Below are 26,953 nucleotides of genomic sequence, written 5' to 3'. Positions count from 1 at the left end.
GCTACAGGCTACGGGCGTCGACGTATCGCGAGCGGTGGTGGACAGAAAAGCCCATCGACTCGTGCAGCGCGATCGCTGCGGTGTTGTCGGCGAGCACCTGTGTGTAGGCGCGGGTCGCACCCCGGTCGAAACCCCATGCGAGCAGCGCAGCGCACAGCGTCCGGGCCACGCCGCGACCCCGTGCTTCCTCGACGACATGCACTGCCGAAAGCCCGACCCAGCGGGTGCCGTCGGGAGCCGTGGTGACCGCGCCCCGTCCGACCCCAGCGTCCGCGATCTTCGCGAAAGTCACTTCGCCGTCGATAACCGCCGTCAACACGTCGATCGGCACCTCACGCCGGTACAGCCGCAGCCACTCCGCGTCGGGCCGGGGCCCAAACGTCACCGCACCACCGGACTCGCCGGAAGGGAGATCGATTGTCATGACGAGGTTCTCGGCATCCGTCGGAACGCCGGACGGCAGGCGTAACAACCGGTCTGGCGCAGCCACCAGCGGCACCACGTCGCGCCCCAGATACCAGTCGACGATCGCGCTCACATCTGCGCTCCCTGAAACATCCAGCGGTACGGCTGAATTCGCGCGCCGAGTACTGCCATGACCGAAGCGCAGCAACCAGCCCCCGATCCGCTCCTGCTCGACACCGGGCCACGCAAGAGCGGCGGCGTGCTCGAGATGGCGGATAGAGGCAGTGCGGACCGTCGCGGCGGCCAAGGCCTTGATCGTCACCACATCCGACATAGCGATGTCCACGACGTCACCGCGTTTGGTGCGCACCCGCAACGTCGGCCCGACGTCCACCACGTGACCGATCACGTCGGTCAGCGGAGGCACCGATCCGGCCGGCAGCCGGTACCGCACAACGACGCGACTGCCGACTCCAACCACGACTAGTGGCCGAACGGATCGGGATCCTCGCCGGGCATCCACGACAGCCCCGGCGCTCCCCAGCCGTGTGACTTCACCGCCCGCTTCGCGCTGCGCGCATGGCGCCCGATGAGCCGGTCCAGATACAGGAAGCCGTCCAAGTGGCCGGTCTCATGCTGCAGCATTCGAGCGAACAGGTCGGTGCCCTCGAGCGTGATCGGCGTGCCGTCGGCGTCCAGGCCCTTCACCCGAGCCCACGTTGCGCGGCCGGTCGGGAACGACTCCCCGGGCACTGACAGGCAGCCCTCGTCGTCGTCATCCGGGTCGGGCATGGTCTCGGGCACCTCGGAGGTCTCCAGTACCGGGTTGACGACGACACCGCGACGGCGCATCGTGTGGCCGCGCTCGTCGGCGCAGTCGTAGACGAACACGCGCTTCGACACGCCGATCTGGTTTGCGGCCAACCCAACTCCGTTGGCAGCATCCATGGTGTCGTAGAGGTCCTTGATCAAGTCAGTGACATCGGCGGGCAGCGAACCGTCCTCCGCGACCGGTACGGGCTCGGTCGCGGTGTGCAAGACGGGATCTCCTACGATGCGGATGGGTACGACGGCCACGGGGGGAAGCTTAAGTGGGCAATCCTCATCACCCGACTCGCGGGGTTAACTCACGCCTCAGCCTCCAATCCCATGATTGAATGTTCGCCAAAGCACAAGGATGTTATTTCGAGTGTCGGAAGGTTCCAGGAGCGATATGGACGGCGCCATCGCGCGGACTGAGCAATCCGGGGACGACTCTGATCTCAGTGATGGGCTGACCCGCCGTGAACACGACATCCTGGCGTTCGAGCGCCAGTGGTGGAAATACGCGGGCTCCAAAGAAGACGCGATCAGGGAACTGTTCTCGATGTCGGCCACTCGCTATTACCAGGTGCTGAACGCGCTGGTCGACCGGCCTGAAGCGCTGGCAGCCGACCCGATGCTGGTCAAGAGGTTGCGGCGGATGCGGGCCAGCCGGCAAAAGGCGCGGGCGGCGCGCCGGCTCGGCTTCGACGTCACTTGAGCATTCGGGCCTAGACGGCCCGCTCGATACAGTGGGCGGTAATGAACCAGCGAGATTCTTCCGGGCTACCCCTGCGCGCCATGGTGATGGTGCTGCTGTTTTTGGGCGTGGTGTTCCTGTTGGTCGGATTCCAGGCCATGGGTTCGGGCGGCGATTCCGATAGCGGCGGGTCGATTGCCACGTCGACGATCACCTCGACACCGACACCGACGTCTTCGACGCCGGCACCGGCCAAGGCCGATGTGCGGGTCTACAACATCTCGTCGACCGAAGGCGCCGCCGAAGGGACCGCCAAGCGACTGCGGGAAGCGGGCTGGAATGTCACCGAGACCGGCAATCTGAGTCTGCCGGAAGTGTCGGCCACGACAGTGTTCTTCAGCGACGCCCCTGGCGAGCGTGAAGCCGCCGACGAAGTGGGCAAGCTGCTGTCGGCACCGGTGCAGCCGCGGCTCCCTGAATTGACCGAGCAACCGCCGGGCGTGGTCGTAGCAGTAACCGGCTAGGCTCTTGCACATGCTCAAGTCCGTCGCCGCTGCCGCCGTGTTCGCCGTTCCCGTCGTCGCGTTGAGCGCATGCAGCCCTAACGAACCCGTAGCCACTCAGCCCGGCACCACGCCGTCGGTCTGGACCGGCGCGCCGTCGCCGTCGGCATCGCCCACAGAGGGCCATGGCCCGACCGGCCAGAACGAGGCAAAGGGTGACAAGCTCACCGCTCAGCTGAAGGCCGCCGATGGCACCACGGTGGCTACCGCCGACATCGAGTTCAGCGGCGGCTACGCAACCGTCACCGTGCAGACCACTGCGCCGGGCGAGCTGACACCGGGCTTTCACGGCCTGCACATCCATTCCGTCGGCAAGTGCGAGGCCAACTCCGTTGCGCCGACCGGCGGTGCGCCGGGCGACTTCAATTCCGCGGGTGGACATTTCCAGGTCGCGGGTCACACCGGCCATCCCGCAAGCGGCGACCTGGCCTCGTTGCAGGTCCGTGGAGACGGCACCGCGAAGCTGGTGACGACGACCGACGCCTTCACCGCGGCCGATCTGCTCGGCGGCGCGAAGACCGCGATCATCATCCATGAAAAGGCGGACAACTTCGCCAACATTCCGCCGGAGCGCTACCAGCAGGTCAACGGCGCTCCGCCACCGGACGAAACCACCCTGGCCACCGGCGACGCCGGAAAGCGCGTGGCGTGCGGTGTTATCGGCACCGGCTAGCAGCCACATCGACTTCGCCGGGTCGCCCCGGCCGACCATTGGTGTCGAATGGGAGTTCGCGCTCGTCGACGCCGAGACCCGTGACCTGTCCAACGAGGCCGCCGCGGTCATCCTGGAACTCGGTGAGAACAACCCGCGTGTGCACAAGGAGTTGCTGCGCAACACCGTCGAAATCGTGACCGGCGTATGTGATTCCACGCCGCAGGCGATGGACGATCTGCGCTCGACGTTGATGACCACGCGCAAGATCGTGCGCGATCGCGGCATGGAGTTGTTCTGCGCCGGAACGCACCCGTTCGCGAAATGGTCAGCCCAGAAGCTGACCGACGCACCACGCTACGCAGAGCTGATCAAGCGCACGCAATGGTGGGGCCGCCAGATGCTGATCTGGGGTGTCCATGTGCACGTCGGTATTTCGTCGGCGCACAAGGTGATGGCGATCGTCACGTCGCTGCTCAACCATTTTCCGCATCTGTTGGCGCTGTCGGCCTCCTCACCGTTCTGGGATGGCGAGGACACGGGCTATGCCAGTAACCGCGCGATGATGTTCCAGCAGTTGCCGACCGCCGGGCTGCCGTTTCATTTCCAGACGTGGGCGGAGTGGGAAGGCTTCGTCCACGACCAGAAGAAGACCGGCATCATCGACCACATGAACGAAATCCGTTGGGACGTGCGGCCTTCACCCCACCTCGGCACGATCGAGGTCCGGATCTTCGACGGAGTCTCCAACATCCGTGAACTGTCCGCGCTGGTCGCGCTGACTCATTGCCTGATCGTCGACCTGGACCGCCGCCTCGACGCCGGCGAGCACCTACCGACGATGCCGCCGTGGCATGTGCAGGAAAACAAGTGGCGCGCGGCTCGATACGGTCTGGACGCGGTGATCATTCTCGACGAGCACAGCAACGAGCGTCTGGTCACCGATGATCTCGACGAGCTGCTGAACCGGCTAGAGCCAGTGGCGAAATCGCTGCACTGCGCCGACGAGCTGGCAGGGGTGGCCGACATCTACCATTCGGGCGCGTCATACCAGCGCCAGCGCAGGGTCGCCGAGGAGCACGATGGCGATCTGCGGGCGGTGGTCGACGCGCTGGTCGCCGAATTGGTCATCTAGCCGTGCCGGTAGTGCCGATGTTCCCGCTGGAGGTGGCGATGCTGCCCGGCGAGGAATTGCCGCTGCGGATCTTCGAGCCGCGCTATTCCGCACTGGTGCAGCATTGTCTGGCTGCCGAGGACCCGGCGTTCGGTGTGGTGCTGATCGCCGCGGGCCGGGAAGTGGGCGGTGGGGACACCCGAAGCGACGTCGGGGCGCTCGCCCACATCACCGAGTGCGCCGACTTCGGCGATGGCCGCTACCGGCTCAAGTGTGTGATGGGACAGCGGATCCGGGTGCTCGAGTGGCATCCCGATGACCCGTATCCCCAAGCTGCGATCGAACTGTGGCCCGACGAGCCCGGTGAGGCTGTCGGCATCGAGGCGATCCGCGACGTCGAAGACCGCATGATGGCACTGTTCGAGCGGATCGCCGCGGCGCGCGATGCGCAGGTGGACCCGCGTGACATCGTCCTGGGCGCGGATGCATCCGGCGACGCCGCAATGTGGTTGTACGCGTTGGCTTCCCGGGTTCCGATGGGACAGGCTGACCGGTACGCCGTGCTCGCCGCGCCGACCGTCGCCGCCCGGGTGGTGGCGCTTCGGGACGCGGTCGAGACCGTTACGGCGATGGTGGAGTTCCAGTTGTCGGGCGACTAGCCCATCAAGTGCCCCTCTACGAACACTGTGCGGGGCGTGGTCTCCATGACCTCTCCTGGCTTGCAGCGGCCGTACCGTGTCATCAGCTCGGCGGCCTCGACGGACGTCACCTCCCCAACCGCGCTCGCCCAGCCAATCGCCGACGTCCGCGCGGTCCTCGATATACCACAGATCCTGAGTGTCGGGCCCCTCGGCATCCGTGCCTGCCTCCTCGCGCAGCCGGCGCATCTGTTCGCGGCGGCTGGCCAGATATTCGCGATCGAAGAAGCCGGCGCTGAAGGATTCCACCGCTATGCGGCTGCATTTCGCACTGTGTTCGTGGATGCGCTCGAACAGCAGATCCTGGCCTTCGGCGGGCAGGTACGGCAGCAGCCCCTCGGCAGACCACGCGGTGGGCTGGGTGGGATCGAATCCCGCATCCCGCAACGCTTTCGGCCAATCCTGTCTCAGGTCGACCGGCGCCGCAACATGGCGAGTCGCCGGCTCATCGTCGCGCAATGTCGCCGTTTTGAACGTCAGCACCTTGGGCTGGTCGATCTCGTACACCACGCTGCCGTCTATCCACGGAAGCCGCCAGGCCCGGGCATCGAGACCGGCGGCCAGGATGACCGACTGCTCTATTCCGTTGGCGCCCGCTGCGATGAAGAACTCGTCGAACCATTTCGTGCGCGAGGCGGCGTAGCCGGAGATGGACCGGATCCGCTCGATCATGTAGGCGGGCGGCAGCTGCCATCCCCGCTTCACGGCCGCATCGATGAACTGCTGCGCGTACCGATCGGTGAACAGCGGGCACTCCGCGGTCATCTCCTGCGATCGCGACCACGCCACACCGAGCGCGGTCTGGCCTACGCCTTCGGTGATATCCCAGCTGTCGTCGTCAGTTCGGGCCATTGTCGCCGGATTCCCCGTTCTCTGCGAACTCAAGCATTTCGTCCTTGGCCAGCAGGTCGTCACGAATGTTCTGCTCCCGGTAGGCCAACTGGCCGACGCGGTTGGCCACCACCGGCGCCGTGATCAACGTGAACAATCCGGTCAGGATCACCATGCCGACGTCGATGTTGCCGCGCAGCCGGATCGCCGCACCGGCCAGTACCAGCAGCAGCCCGAGGACTTGCGGCTTGGTCGCGGCGTGCATCCGCGTGAGGGCGTCGGGGAACCTGACCACGCCGATCGCCGCGGTGAGCGCGAGCGTCGACCCACTGAGCACCAAGACCGCCGTGGCGATGTCGAGAGCGTTCATCGTAAATCCTTTGTGCGGCGGGGTTTGTCGGTGTCGGGAACCCTGAATCGCGCGACGCTGACCGAGCCGACGAAGCTGATCAGCGCGAGCGCTGTCAACCCGTAGGTCACCGTGGTGTCCAAGCTGAATGCCGCCCACGTGCCGATCGCGCACATCGTCACCGCGACGAGTGTGTCCAAGGCGACGAGCCGGTCCAGCGTGGTGGGCCCGGCCAACAACCGAACCATGGTGATGGTCGCTGCCGCCGAAATCATCGCCGCCGCGATGATCCATACGGTGGTCATGTTGTCTCCTGGTCCGTAGAAGGCCGCCATTCGCCTGCGCGCTCGAACGTCCTCACCAACAGCCGTTCGATCCGCGACACTTGCCGGTAGAACCGGCTGACCGCCTTCTCCGAGCCGACGTCGATCACGTGCACATAGATCATTCGGCGTACCTGGTCGATCTCGAGCACGATCGAACCGGGCGTCAGGGTCAGGATGTTGACGGCCAGCGCGAGCACCAAGTCCGACTTGATGTCCAGATGCGCCCGCAGCACCGCGCTGCGTGGCGGTGAACCCGGGCGGATCGCCAGCCACACCACCTGCAGCGAGGACGCCACCAGTTCGTAGGCGACAACCACGATCAGCAGCAGCAGCGACAGCGGGTGCACGCGTCCCTCGACGGGTACCGCAGGCAGGGGCAGCAGCAGCGTGATCATCAACGCGATCGCCAAGCCGCTGACGATATTGGCCACAGATACCGTCCCCCACAACAACATCCAGACCAGAATCAACCAGCACAGCACCCATACACGGAGCGCGACCCCTCTCATCGCTGCCCTCTGCTCTTCGCGCAAGCGCTCATCGCTGCCCCACGACGGCCGAAATGTATTCACCACGGTCAAGTATCTGGTCGGCCGCACGCTCGCTGTAAGCGAAGATCGGACCCGCCAGCACCGTCAGTGTCAGGCCGACGGCAATAAGCGCTCCCGTCGGCGCCACCATGCCGACCGGCATCTTGCCGACGTCATCGCGGTGGACGAGCTCGATGTCCTCCAGATCCTCGAGCAGCGCCCCCGGGGCGGCGGCGGCGAGATGACCCTCCGGCGCATCCTCGCGGGCACGCCAGAACGCCTTGGTCCATACCCGCGCCACGACATACAGCGTCAACAGACTCGTGACCACACTGCCGCCCACGAGCAGCCACGCGAGCATCGAACCGTTCTGCGCACCGGCCTCGAGCAGCGCCACCTTGCCGATGAACCCTGAAAACGGCGGAATGCCACCGAGATTCAGCGCGGGTACGACGAACGCAAAGGCCAGCAGTGGACTGGCGGCGGCCAACCCGCCAAGCCGCTGCAGCGTCGATGCTCCGGCCTGGCGTTCGATCAGCCCGACCACCAGGAACAACGTGGTCTGCACCAGAATGTGGTGGGCCACATAGAAAATCGCACCCGACATCCCCAGCCGGCTGGACAACGCGATGCCGAACACCATGTAGCCGATGTGGCTGACCAACGTGAATGACAGCAGGCGTTTGATGTCGCTCTGCGCGATCGCGCCGAAGATACCGACGATCATCGTCAACAGAGCCGCCACCAACAGCACATGATCCAGACCGCCGCCGGGGAACAGCAGAGAATGCGTCCGGATGATCGCGTACACACCGACTTTCGTCAGCAGGCCGGCGAACACGGCGGTGACCGGGGCAGGGGCCGTGGGGTACGAGTCCGGCAACCATGTCGACAGCGGGAAGACCGCGGCCTTGATGCCGAATGCGACGATCAAGAACGCGAACAGCGCACCGCGGATTCCTGACGGCACACCGTCGAGCCGCACCGCCAACTCCGCCATGTTCAGCGTGCCCGTCGCCGCATAGACCAGCGCGATGCCGGTCAAGAAGATCATCGACGCCACCATCGACACCATCACGTACGAAGTGCCCGCGCGCACACGCTCCCGGCTGGCACCGATGGTCAGCAGCACGAAGCTCGCTGCCAACAGCACCTCGAATCCGACGAACAGATTGAAAAGGTCTCCGGCCAGGAACGTGATGCACACACCTGCGGCCAGCACCAGGTAGGTGGGCAGGAAGATCGACACCGGCTGACGTTCGTCGCCGTCGCGGATGCCCTGCCCGATCGCGTACCAGACGACGGCCACCAACACGATCGACGAGACGAGCAACATCATCGCCGAAAGCCGGTCCACTACAAGCGTTATGCCGAGCGGACCCACACCGGTTTGGCTCACGCCCCAGCCGCCGACATACATGACCAGCGTTCCGTGTCGATCGGCCAGGTGAACCAACAGTGCGCACACCACCACGACGGTTGCCAACGCCAGCAGCGTGATGGCGCGTTGCAGTCGCGGCCTGCGACCGGCGAACAGGGTGAGCGCTGCGGCCACCAGCGGTATCAGGACGGGCAGCGGTGTCAGTGCCAAGGCCGGCGTCATCGCGAGCCCTCGTAACCAGGAAGCGCGTCGAGCTCATCGGGCGCGTCGGTGTCTCTGCTCGGCTGGGGCTGCGGCCGATCCTCGTCGAGGGCGGTGGTTTCCTCGGCGGCCAGCTGTGCCACCCGGGCGTCCTCGGCGTCGATATCGATTTCATCCGCAGTGGTCAACCGGTAGGAGCGATAGATCAGTGCGAGCACGAACGCCGCGACACCCATCGTGATGACGATGGCCGTCAGGATCATGGCTTGGGCCAGCGGATCAGCCGTGACGGTTTCGCCGTTGCTGGTGCGGCCCCGAACCGGCGGGTTGCCCGACGGCCCGCCGGCGAGAAGGATCAGAAGATTGACCGCGTTGCTGATTAACAACAGCCCCAACAACATTCGGGTCATGCTGCGTTCCAGCAGCAGGTATACGCCGGCGCTCGTGAGGCCGCCGATGATGACCAGGGGAATGATGTGGACGGTCATCGCTTGGCCTCCTCCGCCGCCCGGCCGGCGGTCTGTTGCTCGGACATCTCGACATCCACCCGGGCGCCCAGGCTGCGCAGGACGTCGAGCACCAGCCCGACGACGATCAGATACACGCCGAGGTCGAAGAACAACGCGGTGACGAACTTGACTGTGCCCAGCACCGGCACGTCCACCTCGATCAGCGCAGAGGACAATGCCGGTGCGCCCAGAAACAGCGAGGCGACCGCGGTGCCCGCCGACAGTGCGAGGCCTGCGCCCAGGATCTTCCCGGCGTCCAGCGGAAGAGTCTCGCCGAGTTCGTATCGCCCGCCTGCGAGGTAGCGCAGGACCAGCGCCAGTCCCGCGGTCAGACCACCTGCGAATCCGCCGCCCGGCGTGTTGTGGCCGGCGAAGAAGAAATATGCCGACAACACCATCATCAGCGGAAAGATGATCCGCGTCGTCACCTCGAGCACGAGCGACCGGTGCCGCGGGTCGCGCAATTCGCTTCCGCGAAGCCAAGTGATCTCACCAACCGCTGGGCTCCTGGCATCGGCCCCGCTGGTATCCGGCCGACCCGCGTCGGCGACCCGCGGAGCGGTGCCAAAGCGCCTGTGCCGGAACACCATTGACGCTACGCCTGTGGCCGCAACGAGAAGCACGGAGATCTCGCCCAAGGTGTCCCAGGCGCGGATGTCAACCAGGATCACATTGACGGTGTTGGCGCCGTGGCCGCGGAAATACGCCGCGTCGGGCAGCAATTCGGCGATGGGCGTGCCGGCACGGACGGCCATCGCGAACACGGCAATCGTCGTCACGGTTGCGCCGACGCCCAACGCGAGCACCGCACGCGGAAAGCGGTGACTCTTTACGTCGCTGCTTGTTGTCTCGGCGGGAAGGGTGCGCAGCACGAGCACGAAGATCACCAATGTCAGTGTCTCCACGAGAAACTGCGTCAGTGCGAGATCCGGTGCGCCGTGGAACGCGAAGATCGTGCCGCAGCCGTAGCCGGTCACGCCAACCAACAACAGTCCGGCGAGCCGGTTGCGCATCACGGTGGCGCCGAGGGCCGCGGCAAGAATCAGCAACCCGACGACGGCTTGCAGCGGCGAGCCCCATAGCGCGAAGTCGGGGCGGCCGCGGGCGCCGAAGGCCAAGACCAGCGTGGGCACCAGCACCAGGGTCGCGAGGATCACCGACTGCGTCGCCGGGATCGAGCCACGCTGGGTGAAGGCCGTGAGCCGCACCGCCAGCAGGTCGGCGCCATGTAGCACGGCGTCGTAGATGCGGTCGGCATTGCCCAGCGGCGCTCGGACCGTGCGCAGCCGCCGCAGCCGAGTCCGAACGAAATACGCCGCCGCGCCGAGGCCGAGCACGAGAATCGACAGAAGTAGCGGCGCGCCGAGGCCGTGCCACAGCGCCAGGTGGTATTCCTCGCCGCCCGGCACGGTGTCGGCATAACTGTCGAGCACGTCGTCGAGCCGCCTCGGCCACAGCCCGAACAGCAGCCCGGCCGCAGCCAGGATCGCCGGGGCGGCCAGGAAGCTTGCACGCGGACGGTGCATCTCGGCCACCCGGGTGCTGGGTTTCGGTAATCCCTTGCGGCCGAACGCTCCAACGATGAACCGAAGGCTGTAGATCGTGGTGAACACCGAGCCGAACACGATGCCTGCGAGCACGTACGGCGCGGCCGCGCCGAGCGCCGGGCTGTGCGCGACGGTTTCGAAGTCGGCCTCCTTCGCGACGAAGCCGAGGAACGGCGGCAGCGCCGCCATGCTTGCCGTCGCGCCGACGGCGATGACCAACAATGGTCGGCTGCGCTGACCCAGCCAGGCCAGCCTGCGGATGTCGCGGGTGCCAGTGGCGTGGTCGATGACACCGACGACCATGAACAGCGAGGCCTTGAACATCGCGTGGGCGCAGAGCATCGCCAGCCCGGCCAGCATCAGGTCGCCGCCGCCGGTGCCAACCATCACGGTGATCAGCCCCAGCTGGCTGACGGTGCCGAACGCCAGGATCAACTTCAGGTCGTATTCGCGGACCGCGCGCCAACCGGCCAGCAGCGTGGTCAGCACGCCGAGGATGACGACTGTCGGCCGCCACGGCGGGACGTCGGCAAAGCCGGGTGTCATCCGCGCGATGAGGTAGGCGCCGGCCTTGACCATCGCCGCGGCGTGCAGGTAGGCGCTGACGGGTGTCGGGGCCGCCATCGCGCCGGGCAGCCAGAAGTGCATCGGCACGATGGCCGACTTCGCCAGCGCGCCAACCAGAATCAGCGTCACGGCGATCGACACCATCGGGCCGGTCGGGGGCGCCGCGATCAACTCCGACAGCAGATACGTGCCGCTCTTGTTGCCCAGCATCACGATGCCGACCAGCATCGCCAGCCCGCCGAACGTGGTCACAATCAGCGCCTGTGTCGCGGCGCGGCGGCTGGTGGCACGTTCGGCGTAATGGCCCACCAGAAGAAACGACAGCACCGTGGTGAGCTCCCAGAACACGTAGAGCACCAGCATGTTGTCGCTGACGACAAGGCCGAACATTGCACCGGAGAAGGCGACCAATTCGGCGGCGAAACTCGGCAGACGATTTTCGGTGTGCCCGTCACGGTGGTGGAAGTAGTCGGCGCAATAGAAGAGGACCAGCGCGCCGATCGCCAGCACCAGAACGCTCATGATCGCCGAGAGCGCGTCGAAGCGCAGCGAGATGTCCATCGACAAGGCGGGTAGCCATGTCACGTTGGCGGTCGGGGTGTGGCCCGGCCGCGGCCAGTTCAGCACAACCCAGACGAGCGACCCCAACGGAACCAGCGCCAGGGGATAGAACGCCATCCGGCCCCACCGGTAGACGAGCAGCGGAGCGACGGCCGTCGCTACGGCATGCGCGAACAAGATGGCGAGCATGGCACTCCGGATCTAGTGCGGGTCGGCGATGAGCCGTCAGGCGAAGAGCAGATAGCGGGGTGTCAGCCGGTGTCAATGGCTTTGGTTTAACGCCAGTCTACGTGGGCGGATGCAGCTACCATCCGGCGTCGTGGGCACTTCCCAGGTTGCGGTGGTCGGCGCGGGTCCGACCGGTCTGATGCTGGCGTGTGAACTCGCGCTCGGGGGCACGAAGGTGAGGCTGCTCGAGGAGCGCACCGACATGCCCAACATCACCAGGGCATTCGCCGTCCATGCGCGCACACTCGAACTGCTCGACGCGCGTGGCCTCGCCGACGAGTTGATACCGCGCGGTCTCGTCGTGCCCCAGGTCGCGCCGCCGGGCGGCACCACTCTCGACCTGACCGAACTGCACAGCCGATTCGGGATGGTGCTGATGGTTCCGCAAAGCGGGACCGAGCTCCTGCTGCAGACGCGTGCCGACGAGCTCGGCGTCGAGATCGTCCGTGGGGCCGAGGTGGTCGGCCTGACGCAGGACGACGAAGCCGTGACGGTGGAGTGCGCAGGCGGTGACTCGGTGCGCGCGGACTACGTCGTGGGCTGCGACGGCGCGCACAGCGCCGTGCGGTCCCTGCTCGGCATCGACTTCGTCGGCAAGCAGTACGAGACCCACATCCTGCTGGCGGACGTCCACCTGGCGTCACCGCCTCAAGACGGTCTGTTTGCGAAGGCCAGTCCCGAGGGCGTCGTGTTGTTCGTGCCCTTCGGCGACGGCTTGTTCCGCGCCATCGCGTGGGACCGGCTGCGCGAACAAGCGCCGCTCAGCGAGCCGGTGACGCTGGAGGAGATTCGCAGTGCGTTCGGCCGCATAGCGGGTGACGACTTCGGTATGACCGAAATGAGCTGGAGCTCACGGTTTCTCAGTGAACGACGGCAAGCCCGCCACTATCGTCGCGGCCGCGTTTTTTTGGCCGGCGACGCTGCGCACGTGCATTCACCGCTCGGCGGCCAGGGAATGAACACCGGCCTCGGCGACGCGATGAACCTGGGCTGGAAGCTTGCCGCCGCCGTGCGCGGCTCTGCGCCGAACTGGCTGTTGGATACCTACGAAAGGGAGCGCCATCCCGTTGGCGCCGGCGTGCTGAGGATGACGGACGCGTTCAACCAGATCGTGCTCGACCGCTCGGCGTTGCGACGGGCGGTGCGCAGCTTCGCGCTCGGAACGGTCCTGCGGATTCCGCGCACGCGGCGGATGGTGGCCGAACGGCTCAGCGGTATCGGGATCGCCTATCCCCATTCGCGTGACGAGGATTGGATGGTGGGCCGCCGGATGCCGGATATCGTCTGCGACGGGAAGCGCGTGTACGAGCTGCTGCGCGCAGGGAAGTTTGTGCTGGTGACCGCCGCACCGGTGCAGCTGGATCGGCCGGACATCGTGCATGCCGTCGACGCGCATCCCGAGCTGCCCGACGCGGTGCTGGTACGTCCCGACGCCTATGTCGCGTGGGCGAGCGAGCGGATGCCGGACGCGAACCAGATTTCAGCGGCGATCAACCACTGGAGTCCGGTGGCATAGCGGCGGCATCGCGAACCGGATCGGCAGCGCGTGGCCGATCACGCCGATGCCTGCACCGAGGATCGGCCACATCGGCCAGAAGTACCAGGCACCGGCGGTCAGGCCGACCGCGAGCCACACCGTGAGCACGATGACGACCATCGCCAGATAACCGCCGAGGTGGATCTGAACGCCACGACGCGCTGCCTTTCGGCGAGCCGCCAGGCGCTGTGGGTCGTCGCGGCGGAGTTGGGCGAGCGGCAGGTCGCCGACGAGCTGACGCAGCTCGGCGGTGGTGTGTGCGGCGAATACGGCCTGCAGCCGGCTCTCGTACTCGTCCATCGCGAGATAGCCCTGCGACAGCGCCTGGCCGAGTTGGTTCGCGGATTTTTCCCGGTCGTGGTCGCCGGCGCGGATGGCTGGTTCGGTTGCGGTGGTCATCGTGGCCTCCCGTGCGGAATCTTGACAGTGGCTAGTTCTACCTCGACTATGCGCCATTAACTTGTCACTGTCAAGATGCTGTTGAATCAGATCATGACTTCCAAAGTCGTGAGCGCGAGCCGCGAGATCGCGGCGCCGCCAGACCGCATCTTCGAGCTGATCGCCGACCCGTCGACGAGTCGCGCACCCTCGTCACGCACACCTATGACTGGACGCAGCTGACCGACGAGAAACGGCTAGTGCGTGCGCGTGCGACCACCGCGGACAAGCTGCAGGCGTCGATCGACAGGCTCGCGGATCTGGCCGAGCGCGGCTGATTAGTGGCCGGCCGAGAACGCCTTTAGCGACTCCACCTGGGCCGGGTCCAGCGACGGCCGCACTGTTGCGCGGGCGTTTGCGACGTCTGCGGCGGTGACGTCGGCCGCGTCTATTGAACGCCGCATCGCGGTCAGCGCCGCCTCGCGCAGCAGTGCTACGCAGTCGGCCGCGCTGTAGCCCTCGAGATCGGCGGCCAGCGCATCGAGGTCGACGTCGTCGCTGAGGGGGACGGATTTACCTGCAGTGCGCAGGATTTCGCGTCGGGCTTGTGTGTCGGGAGGTTCGACGAACACCAGCTTCTCCAGCCGACCGGGGCGCAGCAGCGCGGGATCGATCAGATCGGGCCGGTTCGTTGCCCCGAGCACCACCACGTCGCGCAGCGGCTCGATGCCGTCGAGTTCGGTGAGCAGCGCCGCGACGACGCGGTCGGTGACTCCGGAGTCGAAGCTCTGCCCACGCCGGGGCGCCAGCGCATCGATCTCATCGAGAAACACCAGCGACGGAGCCGAGTCGCGTGCGCGTCGAAACAGTTCACGCACAGCCTTTTCCGAAGCGCCCACCCATTTGTCCATCAGCTCGGCGCCCTTGACCGCATGCACCGATAGCCGGCCCGAGCTCGCAAGTGCCCGCACCACGTACGTCTTGCCGCAGCCCGGTGGACCGTACAGCAGGACACCGCGCGGCGGTGCGACGCCGAGTCGTTGGAACGTGTCTGGATGCTGCAGCGGCCACAGCACCGCTTCGGTGAGCGCTTGTTTGGTAGCGATCATGTCACCGACGTCGTCGAGCGTCACCGAACCGACCGACACTTCTTCGGTCGCCGACCTCGACAGCGGGCGAATGACGGTCGTCGCCCCGATCAGATCGTCTTGTGTCAACACCGGCGGCTTGCCGTCGGAGCTGGCGCGTGCCGCCGCTCGGAGTGCCGCCTCGCGCACCAGGGCCGCCAGATCAGCGACGACGAAACCCGGTGTGCGCTCGGCGACTTCGTCGAGGCTGAGTCCTTCCGTGGGGACGTCGCGCAGCAGCACTTCCAACAGCTGCTTGCGGACGCCGCCGTCGGGCAGACTCAGGCCCAGTTCCCGATCGCACAGGTCGGGCGCACGCAGGCGCGGGTCCACTCCATCGGGAACCGCCGACGTCGCGATGAAGGCCACGCCTGGCGTTGCGACCGCGTTGCGTAGTTCGGTGAGGATCAGCGTCGCCACTGGGTCGGCCGTCGATGGCAGCAGTGCATCGATGTCGGTTATCAGTAGCACGCCGCCACCGTCGCGCACGTCGGCCACTGCGGACGACACGCTCTTCAGCCGATCCTCTGCGTGCAACGCACCCACCTCGGGACCGTCCAGTTCGACAAGTCGCCTGTTAGCGCAAACCGCGCGCACCAGCGCGACCTTCCCGACACCCGCCGGACCTGAGACGAGGATGCCGAGATTTGGTGTGGCGCCCAGCTTTTCCAGCAATTCGGGTTGGTCGAGGGAAAGCTTGAGCCACTCAGTGAGGCGCGCAGCCTGGGCGTGCGAGCCCTTGAGGTCGTCGATGTTGACCGTCGTCGTGGGCTTGGCGGGCGTAGTGACGGTGTGCTGCCCGACAGCGGTCTGTGCGGTCACGGCCACACCCTCGCCCCAGGTGACAACCGAATTCGGTTGCACGCTCACGGGTCCTGCCGGGTCAACACCCGTCACCGTCAACAATTCGGAGGTCCACGTGATGCCGACCGACGACGCCAGCGCGGCGGTGGCGGCCGATGTCGGAATATCGGGACCCAGCTCGCGCGGAAGTAGTGAGACGGTGTCGCCCACCGTCATCACCTTGCCCAGCAGGGCCTGGCGCAGCGTGGCCGACGAGATGGACTGGGTAGCGAGAGCGGATCCCGACACCGTCACCGACCGTGCGCCGTACACGGTCACCGGTGCGACGATCACCGTCGTGTCTTCACGCAAACCGGCGTTGGACAACGTCACGTCGTCGAGCAGCGCGGTACCCGCCGGTGTGCCCGTGGGCGCCACCCCTGCCACGGCGGCCGTGGTTCGCGAGCCGGTCAGCGACACCGCATCCCATTCTCGGATACCAAGAGCCGCAATGGCTTCCGGATGCAGCCGCACGACGCCGCGGCGGGAGTCCAGTGCGGAGGTGTTCAGCCTCGCGGTCAGCCGAAGATGGCTCAGCGGTGGATCTTCTTCGACGTCGGTCTGCGTCACGTCAGGCGCCCGGTCTGCGCAAGCCGAGCCTCATCATGGACCGGCGGTGGGGGTGTGCCCGACGGATCGCCCGACGCGCTGCGCGCTGCTGTCGTGGTTTGTCGTCCCACACCTCGGGATGCGCCGCCAGGAAGCGCCGGGTGCGAATGGCGAACGGGATGTGGATGGCGTAGGCCACGATGATCAGCAGGATCACGATGTAGCCGTAGAGAATTGACGCCGCGACGCCTATCGCCAGCAGGGCGAGCAGTGGGGCGACCATGTTCGGTGACACCGAGAAGGTGTGGATCTTGCGCATCGGGAGGGTGCTGACCACCAACAGTGAGACGCCGACCATCCAGATGACGACAGCCGGCTCCGAGGTCCACCAGCCGTCGCCGAACTGCATTTTGGCCGCCAGCGGTCCGATGGCACCGATCGCGCCCGCCGGGGCGGGCATGCCGACGAAATACTCCTTCTCGTAAGCGGGTTGGTCCACGTCCAGCAGGGCGTTGAAGCGGGCCAGCCGCAGCACTATGCAGACCGCGTACAACAGCACGACGATCCAGCCGATGCGCGAGTGTGACAGCAGCGTCGCGTAGACGATGAAAGCCGGTGCCACACCGAAATTCACGGCATCGGCCAGCGAGTCGATCTCCTCGCCCATGCGGGAGGTCGCCTTCAGAATCCGGGCGATGCGGCCGTCCAGCGCGTCGAGGATCGCGGCGACGGCCAGAAACGCCATCGCCTCGGTCGGGCGGTTGTCGAGCGCCATCTTCACCGACGAGAGACCGAGGCAGATGGCCGCGACCGTCATCGCGCTCGGCAGGATGCGCAGGCTGACGACCGGCGCCTTGATGCGCGGTTTCATGGCAGCTCGGCCAATACGGTCTCGCCCGCCAGCGCTCGCTGCCCGGTGCTCACCAACACGTTGGAGCCCGCGGGCAGGTACGTGTCCAGCCGCGAGCCGTACCGGATCAGGCCGTAGGTGTCTCCGATGGTGAGTTTGTCGCCGACCTTGACGTTGCACACGATTCGCCGCGCCACCAGACCCGCGATCTGCACGGCGATGACCTCGACGCCGTCGGGTGTGCGGATCACGACGCTATTGCGTTCGTTGTCGGAGCTTGCCGCCTCGAGGTCGGCCGAACCGAACAACCCCGGCCGGTGCACAACGGTGACGACCTCGCCGCCGATCGGTGCCCTCTGCACATGAGCGTCCAGCACGGACAAGAAGATGCTGATGCGCGGCAAAGGCGTTGCGGGCAGGCCGAGTTCGGCCGGCGGCGCTACCTCTTCCACCAGACAGACGAGCCCGTCGGCGGGCGCGACGACGACCCCGGGCCGAGTGGGTGGAACGCGCGGTGGATGCCGGAAGAACGCGGCGTTGGCCGCGGCCGACGCCAGCCCCGCGCGCCGAAGCCACTTGTTGCGCCGACCCACGGCGGCGACGGTAAGGCTGGCTCCGACGAACGGCAGGCCTGCGGGGTGCATCGGCGGTACAGCGGAGCGGACCAGCGCCACGAGTCGCGCGGGGCCTGTTTTGAGGTCGGGGCGTCTGGCCATCGTGCAGCGATTCTACGGGCGGCTAGTCCGCAGACAGGTCCCACACCTGCACCGGCGACCCCGCGGTCAGCTCGGTGACGTCCTCGTCGATCTCCAGCAGGCAGTTGGCCGACGCCAGCCAGCGCAGATGATGCGATGCGGGCGGTCCGTAACTGGTGACCGTGGTGCCCTCGAGCACGCCACGACGGAACTGCCGCTTGCCGCGCGGGGAGGTGAGGTCGTCGGTCAGGACGGCCGTCCGCCGGGCCCGTTCGGGTTGAGGCACGCCCATCGCACTGCGCAGCGGCGCCCGGATGAACACCTCGAATGACACCAGCGCGCTCACCGGGTTCCCGGGCAGGGTGATGATCGGCGTGCCATCGACCCTGCCCGTGCCCTGCGGCATGCCGGGCTGCATCGCCACCTTGACGAAGTCGACCTCGCCGCTTCCCCCCGATGTCGCCGGCCCTCCGGCTCCGAGCGCGTCCTTGACGACCTCATAGGCGCCTGCGCTGACGCCGCCGGTGGTGATGATCAGATCCGCCTCACCGGCGTATCGGGCAAGCGCGTCGCGGAACGTCGCGACGTCGTCGCTGGTCATCTGTGAAGCCACCACGTGTGCGCCGGCATCGCGAATCGCGGCGGCCAGCATCACCGCGTTGGATTCGTAGATCTGGCCGGGCTGCAGTGGTGTGCCAGGGGCGACCAACTCCGAGCCCGTCGACATCACCAGCACCCGTTGGCGAGGCACCACGGTCAGCTCGCCGAGTCCAAGGGCTGCGACCAATCCGAGCGCCGCGGGCGTGACGAGCTGCCCGGCGCGCAACACCGTGGTGCCTGCCGTCACGTCCTCGCCGGCGCGGCGGATGTGCTGGCCGGCTTTGGCGCTTGCGCGGATCGACACCGTGTCGGTCGCCGCGTCAGTGGCTTCCACCGGAATGACGGCGGTGGCGCCGGCGGGCACCGGCGCACCCGTCATAATCCGGTGTGCAGTACCGGGTTTCAGCGTCAGCGAATCGGTACGCCCCGCCGGGATGTCCTCGGCGACCGGCAACAGGACGGGGTTCTCGGGTGTCGCACCGGCGATGTCATCGGCGACGACGGCGTACCCGTCCATCGCCGAGTTGTCGAAGCCGGGCAGCGACAGCGGCGCGACGACGTCGTCGGCCAGCACCAGCCCTAGCGCGTCGGAAAGTGGCGACGTGACCGGCGGGCGGCGGGTGATCAGACCGGCGACCACTCGCCGGTGCTCCTCGACGGAACGCATCAGACGGGATACGTCACGCCGGTGAGCTCTTCGGACACCGACCACAGCCGGCGCTGTAAGTCCTCGTTGTGCGATTGTGCACTGGACGCAACGACTTTCGGATGGCCCCGCGATTCCCCGATGCCGTCGGGTCCGTAGTACTGGCCGCCTTGTGCGCTGGGGTCGGTGGCCGCGCGAAGGGTGGGCAGCGCACCCATATCGGCGGACTGTGTGAATGGCCGCCAGACGAAATCGGGGATGAAATCGGGCAGGTGTCGCATGAGCTCGGTGTCCGAAAACCCGGGGTGTGCGGCGAGCGCGACCGTGGGCGAACCCTTAGCGTTGAGCCGTCGCTGCAGTTCGTAGGTGAACAACAGATTGGCCAGCTTGGACTGCCCGTAGGCCTCGACCCGGTTGTACTTGCGTTCCAATTGCAGGTCCTCGAAATGGATCCGGGCCATGAGCCGGTGGCCCACGCTGCTGATCGTGACCACGCGCGACCCTTCGACGGGCAGCAGGTTGTCGAGCAGTTGACCGGTCAACGCGAAGTGCCCGAGGTGGTTGGTGCCGAACTGCATCTCGAAACCGTCTTTGGTCGTTTCCCGCGTCGGTACGTACATCACGCCCGCGTTGTTGATCAGCAAGTCGATGCGTGGGTAGGCGGCCCGCAATTCGTCTCCGGCCTTGCGGATGCTGTCCAACGACGTCAGGTCGAGCTCCTGCAACGAGACAACGGCGTTGGGGCTCTTCGCCTTGATGCGGTTGGCGGCCTCGTCGCCCTTGTCGAGATTGCGCACTGCCAGCACGACGTGTGCGCCCTTGTCGGCGAGGACGGCCGCGGTGTCGAATCCCAGGCCGGAATTGGCGCCGGTGACGATGGCGACCTTGTCGGATTGATCCGGCACATCGGCCGCGGTCCATTTGGCACTCATGGGGTTCAACATACTCAGCGTGTTATGCGCCATGCTCGAATGATGAATCTCGTTGATCCGGCTCATCCGCCCAGCCGAAAGGCGCCGCTGGTGTGGGCGGTCGGAGCCGCGATCCCGTGGTTCTTTCTGGTAATCGGCCAGGTGGTCTGGTTTGCGATCGACCCCCGACTGATGTGGGTGCACTGGTTGGCGGCCGGGGTCACGGTTTTGGGCATCGCGGTGTTTGTGGTGGTCGTGCCGCTGTGGCGCTATCGCGTGCACCGCTGGGACATCGGCGCGCAGGCGGTCTTCACGCGGACCGGCTGGCTGGTGCAGGAGAGGCGGATCGCGCCGATCTCCCGGGTACAGACCGTCGACACCTACCGCGGGCCGTTGGACCGTCTGTTCGGCCTGGCCAACGTCACGGTGACCACGGCGTCGTCGGCAGGCGCGGTACGAATCGTCGCGCTGGACTCCGACGTCGCCGACCGGGTCGTCGCGCAGCTCACCGACATCGCCGCGATCGGCGCCGAGGACGCGACGTGACCGCTGACGGTTGGCGCCGCCTCAGCCCACGCATGCTGCTTGTGCATCCGGTGCACGAGGTGCTGCGCCAGATTCCGGTCCTGATCGGCTCGCTGGTACTGGGTTCGGCGACGGGGAATCCGGCGTGGGCCATCGTTGCGCTGGCATTGACGGTCGGATTCGGTATCGCGCGGTGGTTCACCACGGCCTATCGCATCGAGCCCGACGAGGTGCAGCTGCGGTCCGGCGTGCTGCAGCGGAAGGTTCTGTCGGTGCCGCGCAACAGAATTCGGTCGGTATCCACCGATGCGCGGCTGCTGCACCGGCTGCTCGGCCTGACTGTACTGCGAGTCAGCACCGGCCAGCAGGCACGGGGCGACGCGGCATTCGCACTCGACGCGGTGGAGGCCGACCAGGTGCCGCGGCTGCGAGCGATACTGCTGGCGGATTCGCTGGCCGTTTCGGAGGAGGCGGCTCCGTCGGGTCAGGTGCTGGCCCGCTGGCAGCCGTCATGGCTGCGCTATAGCCCGCTGAGCTTCACCGGCCTGGCGATGATTCTGGGAGCGGTCGGGCTGGCCTATCAAGCTGGAGCCGGTGCGGCACTGGAGAATTCGCGTGTTGCACGGTCAGGGCTGGACGCGGCCGAGAGATTCGGTGTCTTGGCGAGTGCGGTGGTGGCAGCGGTGGTGGTGCTCGTCGCCTCGGTGTTGCTGTCGGTACTGCGGTCGCTGGTGACGTACGGAAATCTGGTGCTGCGTCGCGACGCCGACGTGTTGCATCTAGAGCACGGGTTGCTGCGGGTGCGACAGCACACCTACGACATGCGCCGCTTGCGCGGAGGGACGCTGCGCGAACCGCTGCTGGTCCGGCTCTTCGGCGGCGCGCGGGTGGACGCGGTGATGACCGGCGTCGGCGGCGAGGGGGAGGCGTCGCTGCTGCTGCCGCCATGCCCGCGAGCGACGGCCGAGGCGGTGTTGAGCGAGTTGATCGCCCGGCCCGACGACGTGACGGGCATGTTGCGCGCACACGGCGCCGCCGCGACCCGGAGGCGGTGGACTCGGGCCATGACCCTGCCCGCGGTCTTGGCGGTGGTGCTGGGCGCGCTGTACGCCTGGACGCCGGTCTGGGTGTGGCCGGCGTGGGGGGTTTTGACGGTGTGCTGCGCGCTGCTGGCTTTCGACCGGTCGCGGGCGCTGGGGCATCGAGTGGACTCGGGGTGGTTGGTGGCCCGGGCAGGCAGTCTGGACCGGCGACGAGACTGCATCGCCGCCGCAGGCATCATCGGCTGGACGGTGCGCCAGACGCTGCTACAACGGCGGGCCGGGGTGGCGACGCTGGTCGCGGCGACCGCAGCGGGGGTGAAGCGCTATCAAGTGCTCGACGTTCCCGCAGAGCTGGCGTGGTCGATCGCCACGGCGGCATCGCCGTGGTTGGCCGAGACCGAGTGGGCTCGGGCCTAGAGCGTTCCGCGTTGAATCTGTGCGACGAGTTCGTCGCGCAGCGAGGCGGCGGCGCTGAACCCGCGTGCGTGTTCGGTCCGGAAGTGCTGCTTTTCATGGTCGATCTGCACGGGCCAGCGCATCACATTCACTGCCCGGGCGAGCAGTACGAACGGCATGACGAGGAGTTGAAGGACGAGATCGACCGTCGACAGTGTCACCGCGACGATGACCGCAAGCAGGATCAGCACGGCCTTGCCGGCTTGGATGACAAGCCAAACGATCGCGGCGAGGACCACGAAAATCGCATGCACGACGGCGTTTTGTGGGGACTCGTCTGGCGCGGCGCTGGTGTCGGCTGCCTTGTCGTCGCTTGGCGTGCTGTTCCAGAGCGCCTTGAGGGAAAGCGCGCGTCGCCACGGATACCAGCGCCGGCGCACAGTCCATGCACTGCCGTCGGGAGCGGTTACCCCGGCCATCGCCACCTCCGTTGGATCCGACGGTAATTTACTGTGCAACGGCCAAGGGACCCACGAGTTGCGTAGCGACGTATGCCGTTTACTGTCGGCAGCATGGCTATCGGCGGGGTGCTCTTCGACATCGATGGCGTCTTGGTGACGTCATGGAAGCCGATCCCTGGTGCCTCAAAGACCTTGCGAACGCTCTCGGATCATCAGATCGCGTGCTCGTATCTGACGAACACCACGACACGCACACGCGTGCAGATCGCCGAGTTGCTCAATGAGGCGGGGATGGAAGTGCGCGCCGACGAGGTGATCACGGCCGCGGTGCTGACTGCGGAGTACGTCCGCAGCCGTTACCCGGACGCGCGGTGTTTCCTGGTCAACAGCGGTCAGATCGCCGAGGACATGCCGGGCATCGACATCGTCTACTCCAGCGAGTTCACCGGACCCGAGACGCCGGAAGCACCGGATGTGGTGCTGCTCGGTGGGGCGGGGCCCGAGTACAGCCACCTGACGCTGTCTTGGGTGTACGACTGGATGGCGCAGGGCGTGCCGGTGGTCGCGATGCACCGGAGTACCGCCTGGACGACCACCGACGGGCTGCGCATCGACACGGGCATGTACCTGATCGGCATGGAAGAGACGTCGGGGCGCAAGGCGACCGCCGTCGGCAAGCCGGCGCCGGAGGGTTTCCTCGCCGCCGCGAGCCGTCTCGGTGTCGACCCGGACGAGATGTACATGGTCGGCGACGACCTCAACAACGACGTGCTGGCCGCGCAGGTGGTCGGAATGGTCGGCGTGCTGGTGCGTACGGGTAAGTTCCGTCAGGACACGCTGGACCGTTGGGCCGCCGACGAATTCGCGATGCAGCCCAACCACGTCATCGATTCGGTGGCGGACTTGCCCGAGCTGCTCGGGCTATAGCCGACGGGTGTCCAAGCGCGCCTCGACGGCCTCACCGTCGACGGGTTCGACGAAATACGCTGCCGCGCCGTCGCGTTCGCTAACGGCTTCGACGAACTCAGTGCCGCGATAGAAGACACCGGCGCCGTCGTCCGTCGCGTACCCGGCGGGCAAGACGCCGTCGGTAATCAGGTGTCGAAACAGCGGGCGACGCTGCCCCTCCGAGTCGTAGTGCACACCGTTCGAGAACGGCACCAGGGCAAGACCATTGGTCACCGGACGCAACTCTGGCCCGAACGAGTCGGTGGTACCGCCGACATGCCAGCAGATCGACCCCGCAGAGATACCGGTCAGCACAACACCGGCCTGCCATGCCGTGCGCATCGCGGCGTCAACCCCGTGCAGCCGCCACATCGCCAACAAACCTGCGACGCTTCCGCCGAACACCCACACGACATCATGTGCGAGCAGGTGGGCCGTGATGTCGTCGACGTTTGGCATCGGGAAAAGCGCGAGATGCGATGCTTTTACGCCCCGGACGTGTGCCGCTTCGTACAGGTGGTGCAGCGCCGCGGGGTCGTCGCCCAGCGCGGTCGCCACAAAGCACACACGCGGTTCGCGGCCGGTCACCCCGGAGAGTTCGATCGCGTAGGCGGTCAACGCGCTGAATTCCCAGCGCGTGCGGCGGCCCTCTCGAATGCCTCCGCTGGTCGCCAGGATGGTTGGGGAGTCGGCGGGCATGCGGCCAAATTAGGCGGGATTGTGGATTATCGCGATTACTTTTCCGGCCGATGACAGTCTGTATTGGCGTGACTGAAGAAACCATGAGCGTCGTGACGACGATCAATGCGCCTGTCCAAGCAGTGTTCGACGTGCTCGCCGACCCGTCGACCCATGCGGCGATCGACGGTACGGGCTGGGTCAGGGAATCACTGGACGGTAAGCGCCTGACTGAAGTCGGCCAGGTTTTCCGTGTGGCGATGTACCACGAGAACCACCCCAACAAGGACTACGAAATGGCCAACCGTGTCGAGGTATTCGACCCCCCGAGTGCGATCTCCTGGCAACCCGGACAAGGTTCCGACGACGCCAATCTCGAGTTCGGCGGATGGTTTTGGCGATACGACCTCAAGCCGGTCGACCCCGCCGACACCCAGGTCACGCTGACTTACGACTGGTCGAGAGTGCCTGCGCAAACCCGTGAGCACATCGGGTTCCCGCCCTTCGACGTGTCACATCTGGACAACTCGTTGAGGAATCTGGCGCAGCTCGCAGAGGCGCAAGCCTAAGCCTGTAGCGTGCGCACCGCTTCGATGCGGGCCTTGAGTTGATCCGTCGTCGCCGCCGCCACTGGCGGCCCACCGCACACCCGCCGCAGTTCGTTGTGGATCCACCCGTGCGGCTTGCCTGTGCGGTGGTGGGCGATCGTCACCAGCGCGTTGAGCTCCCGGCGCAATTCGCGCAGCTGGCCGTGCGTCGTCGGCCGCGGCACCTCGCCGTTGGCGGTCCGCTTCGTCATCTGTTCTTCTTGCCTGCGCCGCAACAGGTCTCGCATCTGCGCTGCGTCGAGCAGGCCCGGGATGCCGAGGTAGTCGGCCTCCTCCTCGCTGCCCGCTGGTGTCGCGGTGCCGAACGACGAGCCGTCGAAGATCACCTGGTCCAGCTCGGCATCGGCCCCCAGCGATTCGAAGCCGTTGTCCAATTCACTCGGCTCGGACTTGCGCCGCTCGACGTATTCGTCGTCGCCTTGGGACTCTCTGTGCGGTTTGCCCAAAACGTGGTTGCGCTGCGCCTCCATCTCGCTGGCCAGTAGCAGGAGATTAGGCACCGACGGCAAGAAGATGCTCGCCGTCTCGCCAGGCCGCCGCGACCGCACGAACCGGCCGATCGCCTGGGCGAAGAACAACGGCGTCGACGCGCTCGTGGCATACACCCCGACCGCCAGCCGGGGCACGTCGACACCCTCGGACACCATCCGCACCGCGACCAGCCAGCGGTTGTCACCGGCCGAGAACTGGCTGATGCGATCCGACGAACCCGGATCGTCGGAGAGCACCACCGTCGGTGCCTCGCCGGTGATCTTGGTGAGCAGTTCGGCATACGCGCGAGCCGCGGTTTGATCCGATGCGATCACCATGCCCCCGGCATCGGGCACATGCTGGCGCTTCTGCCGTAGCCGCGTGTCGGCGGCGGCGATGACCGCGGGCATCCACTCGCCTGCCGGATTCAACGCTGTGCGCCACGCCCTCGCGGTCTGTTCGGCATTGAGCGGCTCGCCGAGGCGTGCCGCATGCTCCTCGCCCGCGCTGTCACGCCACCGCGCCTCGCCCGAGTAGGCCAGAAAGACCACCGGGCGTACGACGCCGTCGGCCAGCGCATCGGCGTAGCCGTAGACATGGTCGGCCACCGACCGCAGCATGCCTTCACCGTCGGGCTCGTAGGTGACGAACGGGATGGGGCTGTCGTCACTGCGAAACGGCGTGCCCGTCAACGCGAGCCGGCGCGTCGCGTCGCCGAACGCCTCGCGGATGGCCTCGCCCCAACTCTTCGCGTCACCGCCGTGGTGGATCTCGTCGAACACGACGAGCGTGCGGTAGTTCTCGGTGCGCACCCGGTGCCGCATCGGGTGGCTTGCCACCTGTGCGTAGGTGACGACGACACCGTGGTACTCCGATGACGTCTGCGCGGACGAGTTCGAGAATTTCGGATCGAGCGCGATCCCGACGCGCGCTGCGGCCTGTGCCCACTGAATCTTGAGATGTTCGGTCGGCACGACGACGGTGATCCGCTCGACGACGCCGTCGCCCAACAGCTCGCCAGCGATACGCAGGGCAAACGCCGTCTTGCCCGAACCGGGAGTGGCGACTGTTAGGAAATCCCGCGGTTTGGCGCCAAGATACCGCACCAATGCCCGACGCTGCCAGCCCCGCAAAGCCTGGGTGTCGGGCGCTGCATAAGCCCGCACCCAAAGCTCCTCACTGATCGGACTGCAGCCTAACGCAAGGGATTACGCGGGCGCATCTTGCTGCGCGTGTCGCGGGTGTGTCACTCGATGAAGAAATTGTCGTTCTTGATGAACCATTCCCGACGTTCCTCGTCGGTCATGTCACCGAGCTTGGCCATGCCCTCGAAGTAGTGCTCGCGCGGCGCGCCGGGAGCGAAGAGCATCAGCATCGTCGCGGCCGCGTCGGCCTCGTTGCGGAAGCCGTGGATCCCGCCCGGCGGCACGTACAGGAAGTCCCCCGCCCCGCCGTCGGTCCACTCGGTGCCGTTGTACAGCGACACCGTGCCCGAGAGGATGTAGAACGCCTCGGACATGCCGCGGTGGAAGTGCGGGCCCGGTCCGCCGCCGCGCGGGGCGATCTGCACGCGGTAGAGGCCGTAGTCCCCGCCGGTCGCGTCCTGGCCGGCCAGGTAGTGGTACTGCACGACGCCGAAGAAGTCGTAGTCGGGCGGCTCGTCACCACGCTTGAGCCAGGCGCTCACCTCCGGCTGGTCGGCGGTGTAGCGCGCCGGCGGGTAG

Annotated in this window: 28 protein-coding genes and 2 pseudogenes; 11 read left to right on the top strand and 19 right to left on the bottom strand. The window is 66.7% G+C overall.

Translation table 11 applies throughout. The annotated features are described in order from the left end of the window. Position 1 precedes the first annotated feature (1 nt). The gene (locus tag VJV41_RS15840) at positions 2–886 is read right to left on the bottom strand and encodes an N-acetylglutamate synthase, CG3035 family (protein ID WP_422656556.1); all 885 of its coding nucleotides are present in this window, start codon (positions 884–886) and stop codon (positions 2–4) included. Positions 887–888: 2 nt separating this feature from the next. Beyond that, positions 889–1,482 (bottom strand): peptide deformylase, encoded by a 594-nt coding sequence (locus VJV41_RS15835; protein WP_325335308.1) that lies wholly within the window; start codon positions 1,480–1,482, stop codon positions 889–891. Between the two features lie 136 nt (positions 1,483–1,618). Between VJV41_RS15835 and VJV41_RS15830 the strand changes: the two genes are divergently transcribed. From VJV41_RS15830 to VJV41_RS15810, 5 genes are read left to right on the top strand one after another with little or no spacing between them, the layout of a single operon-like run. Continuing rightward, entirely contained in the window at positions 1,619–1,927 is a 309-nt protein-coding gene (locus VJV41_RS15830) for a DUF3263 domain-containing protein (RefSeq protein ID WP_325335306.1), read from the top strand. A gap of 41 nt (positions 1,928–1,968) precedes the next feature. Beyond that, entirely contained in the window at positions 1,969–2,430 is a 462-nt protein-coding gene (locus VJV41_RS15825; protein WP_325335304.1) for a LytR C-terminal domain-containing protein, read from the top strand. 10 nt (positions 2,431–2,440) lie between these two features. Further along, the gene (sodC, locus tag VJV41_RS15820; RefSeq protein WP_325335302.1) at positions 2,441–3,142 is read left to right on the top strand and encodes a superoxide dismutase[Cu-Zn]; all 702 of its coding nucleotides are present in this window, start codon (positions 2,441–2,443) and stop codon (positions 3,140–3,142) included. Next, positions 3,123–4,256, top strand: a complete 1,134-nt coding sequence (locus VJV41_RS15815; protein ID WP_325335300.1) for a glutamate--cysteine ligase — start codon at positions 3,123–3,125, stop codon at positions 4,254–4,256. Before sodC ends, VJV41_RS15815 begins: the two co-directional genes overlap by 20 nt. Before the next feature lie 2 nt (positions 4,257–4,258). Then, positions 4,259–4,894 (top strand): LON peptidase substrate-binding domain-containing protein, encoded by a 636-nt coding sequence (locus tag VJV41_RS15810; protein WP_325335298.1) that lies wholly within the window; start codon positions 4,259–4,261, stop codon positions 4,892–4,894. Here the strand turns inward: VJV41_RS15810 and VJV41_RS15805 are convergent. The 7 genes and pseudogenes from VJV41_RS15805 to VJV41_RS15775 all read right to left on the bottom strand — a co-directional run bounded on the left by VJV41_RS15805 (position 4,891) and on the right by VJV41_RS15775 (position 11,924). Further along, a pseudogene (locus VJV41_RS15805) lies at positions 4,891–5,785 on the bottom strand (SAM-dependent methyltransferase). The gene VJV41_RS15810 and the pseudogene VJV41_RS15805 overlap by 4 nt on opposite strands. Then, a complete protein-coding gene (mnhG, locus tag VJV41_RS15800) occupies positions 5,772–6,134 on the bottom strand; it encodes a monovalent cation/H(+) antiporter subunit G (protein ID WP_325335296.1) in 363 nt (120 codons plus the stop codon). The pseudogene VJV41_RS15805 and the gene mnhG overlap by 14 nt, the downstream one beginning before the upstream one ends. Beyond that, complete coding sequence (locus VJV41_RS15795) at positions 6,131–6,418, bottom strand: monovalent cation/H+ antiporter complex subunit F (RefSeq protein ID WP_325335294.1); 288 nt, start codon at positions 6,416–6,418, stop codon at positions 6,131–6,133. Before VJV41_RS15795 ends, mnhG begins: the two co-directional genes overlap by 4 nt. Beyond that, complete coding sequence (locus VJV41_RS15790; RefSeq protein WP_325335467.1) at positions 6,415–6,948, bottom strand: Na+/H+ antiporter subunit E; 534 nt, start codon at positions 6,946–6,948, stop codon at positions 6,415–6,417. The genes VJV41_RS15795 and VJV41_RS15790 overlap by 4 nt, the downstream gene beginning before the upstream one ends. A gap of 28 nt (positions 6,949–6,976) precedes the next feature. Beyond that, positions 6,977–8,572: a Na+/H+ antiporter subunit D gene (locus VJV41_RS15785; RefSeq protein ID WP_325335292.1), complete on the bottom strand. Its 1,596-nt coding sequence runs from the start codon at positions 8,570–8,572 to the stop codon at positions 6,977–6,979. Continuing rightward, the gene (locus tag VJV41_RS15780) at positions 8,569–9,039 is read right to left on the bottom strand and encodes a Na(+)/H(+) antiporter subunit C (RefSeq protein WP_325335290.1); all 471 of its coding nucleotides are present in this window, start codon (positions 9,037–9,039) and stop codon (positions 8,569–8,571) included. Before VJV41_RS15780 ends, VJV41_RS15785 begins: the two co-directional genes overlap by 4 nt. Beyond that, complete coding sequence (locus VJV41_RS15775) at positions 9,036–11,924, bottom strand: Na+/H+ antiporter subunit A (RefSeq protein WP_325335288.1); 2,889 nt, start codon at positions 11,922–11,924, stop codon at positions 9,036–9,038. Before VJV41_RS15775 ends, VJV41_RS15780 begins: the two co-directional genes overlap by 4 nt. 130 nt (positions 11,925–12,054) lie before the next feature. Here VJV41_RS15775 and VJV41_RS15770 point away from each other — a divergent pair, with 130 nt between their 5' ends. Beyond that, entirely contained in the window at positions 12,055–13,479 is a 1,425-nt protein-coding gene (locus VJV41_RS15770; RefSeq protein WP_325335286.1) for an FAD-dependent monooxygenase, read from the top strand. Here VJV41_RS15770 and VJV41_RS15765 read toward each other — a convergent pair. Next, positions 13,444–13,899: a DUF1707 domain-containing protein gene (locus VJV41_RS15765; RefSeq protein ID WP_325335284.1), complete on the bottom strand. Its 456-nt coding sequence runs from the start codon at positions 13,897–13,899 to the stop codon at positions 13,444–13,446. The two genes, VJV41_RS15770 and VJV41_RS15765, sit on opposite strands and share 36 nt — an antisense overlap. Positions 13,900–14,039: 140 nt before the next feature. Here VJV41_RS15765 and VJV41_RS15760 point away from each other — a divergent pair. After that, positions 14,040–14,216, top strand: a pseudogene (locus VJV41_RS15760) (polyketide cyclase); the annotation flags it as partial. On the opposite strand, the gene VJV41_RS15755 reads toward VJV41_RS15760, so the two are convergent. The 5 genes from VJV41_RS15755 to VJV41_RS15735 are packed head-to-tail and all read right to left on the bottom strand — an operon-like array spanning position 14,217 to position 20,120. Further along, positions 14,217–16,418, bottom strand: coding sequence for an AAA family ATPase (locus VJV41_RS15755; protein ID WP_414684968.1), 2,202 nt, complete (start codon positions 16,416–16,418; stop codon positions 14,217–14,219). It abuts the pseudogene before it with no gap. A 1-nt stretch (position 16,419) separates the two neighbouring features. After that, positions 16,420–17,268, bottom strand: a complete 849-nt coding sequence (pssA, locus tag VJV41_RS15750; RefSeq protein ID WP_325335282.1) for a CDP-diacylglycerol--serine O-phosphatidyltransferase — start codon at positions 17,266–17,268, stop codon at positions 16,420–16,422. Next, on the bottom strand, positions 17,265–17,963 hold the full coding sequence (locus VJV41_RS15745; protein WP_325335280.1) for a phosphatidylserine decarboxylase: 699 nt from the start codon (positions 17,961–17,963) through the stop codon (positions 17,265–17,267). Before VJV41_RS15745 ends, pssA begins: the two co-directional genes overlap by 4 nt. Positions 17,964–17,985: 22 nt before the next feature. Continuing rightward, positions 17,986–19,209 (bottom strand): gephyrin-like molybdotransferase Glp, encoded by a 1,224-nt coding sequence (gene glp, locus VJV41_RS15740; protein ID WP_325335278.1) that lies wholly within the window; start codon positions 19,207–19,209, stop codon positions 17,986–17,988. Beyond that, positions 19,209–20,120, bottom strand: a complete 912-nt coding sequence (locus tag VJV41_RS15735; RefSeq protein ID WP_325335276.1) for an SDR family NAD(P)-dependent oxidoreductase — start codon at positions 20,118–20,120, stop codon at positions 19,209–19,211. The genes glp and VJV41_RS15735 overlap by 1 nt, the downstream gene beginning before the upstream one ends. 42 nt (positions 20,121–20,162) lie before the next feature. On the opposite strand from VJV41_RS15735, the gene VJV41_RS15730 reads away from it, so the two are divergent. Then, positions 20,163–20,645, top strand: a complete 483-nt coding sequence (locus tag VJV41_RS15730) for a PH domain-containing protein (RefSeq protein ID WP_325335274.1) — start codon at positions 20,163–20,165, stop codon at positions 20,643–20,645. Between the two features lie 32 nt (positions 20,646–20,677). Beyond that, on the top strand, positions 20,678–22,084 hold the full coding sequence (locus VJV41_RS15725; RefSeq protein WP_325335464.1) for a PH domain-containing protein: 1,407 nt from the start codon (positions 20,678–20,680) through the stop codon (positions 22,082–22,084). Here VJV41_RS15725 and VJV41_RS15720 read toward each other — a convergent pair. Beyond that, positions 22,081–22,542 (bottom strand): hypothetical protein, encoded by a 462-nt coding sequence (locus VJV41_RS15720; protein ID WP_325335272.1) that lies wholly within the window; start codon positions 22,540–22,542, stop codon positions 22,081–22,083. The two genes, VJV41_RS15725 and VJV41_RS15720, sit on opposite strands and share 4 nt — an antisense overlap. A gap of 93 nt (positions 22,543–22,635) precedes the next feature. Here VJV41_RS15720 and VJV41_RS15715 point away from each other — a divergent pair, with 93 nt between their 5' ends. Beyond that, positions 22,636–23,451 (top strand): HAD-IIA family hydrolase, encoded by an 816-nt coding sequence (locus tag VJV41_RS15715; RefSeq protein ID WP_325335270.1) that lies wholly within the window; start codon positions 22,636–22,638, stop codon positions 23,449–23,451. On the opposite strand, the gene VJV41_RS15710 is transcribed toward VJV41_RS15715, so the two are convergent. Then, positions 23,446–24,171 (bottom strand): peptidase E, encoded by a 726-nt coding sequence (locus VJV41_RS15710; protein ID WP_325335268.1) that lies wholly within the window; start codon positions 24,169–24,171, stop codon positions 23,446–23,448. The genes VJV41_RS15715 and VJV41_RS15710 overlap by 6 nt on opposite strands. A gap of 68 nt (positions 24,172–24,239) precedes the next feature. On the opposite strand from VJV41_RS15710, the gene VJV41_RS15705 reads away from it, so the two are divergent. Then, positions 24,240–24,719, top strand: a complete 480-nt coding sequence (locus VJV41_RS15705; protein WP_325335266.1) for an SRPBCC family protein — start codon at positions 24,240–24,242, stop codon at positions 24,717–24,719. On the opposite strand, the gene VJV41_RS15700 is transcribed toward VJV41_RS15705, so the two are convergent. Continuing rightward, a complete protein-coding gene (locus tag VJV41_RS15700) occupies positions 24,716–26,395 on the bottom strand; it encodes a DEAD/DEAH box helicase (protein ID WP_325335264.1) in 1,680 nt (559 codons plus the stop codon). The genes VJV41_RS15705 and VJV41_RS15700 overlap by 4 nt on opposite strands. 80 nt (positions 26,396–26,475) lie before the next feature. Next, on the bottom strand, positions 26,476–26,953 hold a 478-nt coding region (locus tag VJV41_RS15695; RefSeq protein ID WP_325335262.1), incomplete at its 5' end, for a cupin domain-containing protein.

Origin of the sequence: Mycobacterium sp. (assembly GCF_035274705.1) — a bacterium.
In the GTDB taxonomy this organism is placed as follows: domain Bacteria; phylum Actinomycetota; class Actinomycetes; order Mycobacteriales; family Mycobacteriaceae; genus Mycobacterium.
Note: the sequence above shows the minus strand (reverse complement) of the source record. Positions and strands in the feature narration are given on the sequence as shown.

What these genes read in the sequence shown, in the direction of transcription:
- VJV41_RS15830 (WP_325335306.1), top strand. Translation starts at nt 1,619, where the DNA reads ATGGACGGCGCCATCGCGCGGACTGAGCAATCCGGGGACGACTCTGAT.
- VJV41_RS15825 (WP_325335304.1), top strand. Translation starts at nt 1,969, where the DNA reads ATGAACCAGCGAGATTCTTCCGGGCTACCCCTGCGCGCCATGGTGATG.
- sodC (WP_325335302.1), top strand. Translation starts at nt 2,441, where the DNA reads ATGCTCAAGTCCGTCGCCGCTGCCGCCGTGTTCGCCGTTCCCGTCGTC.
- mnhG (WP_325335296.1), bottom strand. Translation starts at nt 6,134, where the DNA reads ATGAACGCTCTCGACATCGCCACGGCGGTCTTGGTGCTCAGTGGGTCG.
- VJV41_RS15795 (WP_325335294.1), bottom strand. Translation starts at nt 6,418, where the DNA reads ATGACCACCGTATGGATCATCGCGGCGGCGATGATTTCGGCGGCAGCG.
- VJV41_RS15790 (WP_325335467.1), bottom strand. Translation starts at nt 6,948, where the DNA reads ATGAGAGGGGTCGCGCTCCGTGTATGGGTGCTGTGCTGGTTGATTCTG.
- VJV41_RS15785 (WP_325335292.1), bottom strand. Translation starts at nt 8,572, where the DNA reads ATGACGCCGGCCTTGGCACTGACACCGCTGCCCGTCCTGATACCGCTG.
- VJV41_RS15780 (WP_325335290.1), bottom strand. Translation starts at nt 9,039, where the DNA reads ATGACCGTCCACATCATTCCCCTGGTCATCATCGGCGGCCTCACGAGC.
- VJV41_RS15775 (WP_325335288.1), bottom strand. Translation starts at nt 11,924, where the DNA reads ATGCTCGCCATCTTGTTCGCGCATGCCGTAGCGACGGCCGTCGCTCCG.
- VJV41_RS15765 (WP_325335284.1), bottom strand. Translation starts at nt 13,899, where the DNA reads ATGACCACCGCAACCGAACCAGCCATCCGCGCCGGCGACCACGACCGG.
- pssA (WP_325335282.1), bottom strand. Translation starts at nt 17,268, where the DNA reads ATGAAACCGCGCATCAAGGCGCCGGTCGTCAGCCTGCGCATCCTGCCG.
- VJV41_RS15745 (WP_325335280.1), bottom strand. Translation starts at nt 17,963, where the DNA reads ATGGCCAGACGCCCCGACCTCAAAACAGGCCCCGCGCGACTCGTGGCG.
- glp (WP_325335278.1), bottom strand. Translation starts at nt 19,209, where the DNA reads ATGCGTTCCGTCGAGGAGCACCGGCGAGTGGTCGCCGGTCTGATCACC.
- VJV41_RS15735 (WP_325335276.1), bottom strand. Translation starts at nt 20,120, where the DNA reads ATGAGTGCCAAATGGACCGCGGCCGATGTGCCGGATCAATCCGACAAG.
- VJV41_RS15730 (WP_325335274.1), top strand. Translation starts at nt 20,163, where the DNA reads ATGAATCTCGTTGATCCGGCTCATCCGCCCAGCCGAAAGGCGCCGCTG.
- VJV41_RS15725 (WP_325335464.1), top strand. Translation starts at nt 20,678, where the DNA reads ATGCTGCTTGTGCATCCGGTGCACGAGGTGCTGCGCCAGATTCCGGTC.
- VJV41_RS15720 (WP_325335272.1), bottom strand. Translation starts at nt 22,542, where the DNA reads ATGGCCGGGGTAACCGCTCCCGACGGCAGTGCATGGACTGTGCGCCGG.
- VJV41_RS15715 (WP_325335270.1), top strand. Translation starts at nt 22,636, where the DNA reads ATGGCTATCGGCGGGGTGCTCTTCGACATCGATGGCGTCTTGGTGACG.
- VJV41_RS15710 (WP_325335268.1), bottom strand. Translation starts at nt 24,171, where the DNA reads ATGCCCGCCGACTCCCCAACCATCCTGGCGACCAGCGGAGGCATTCGA.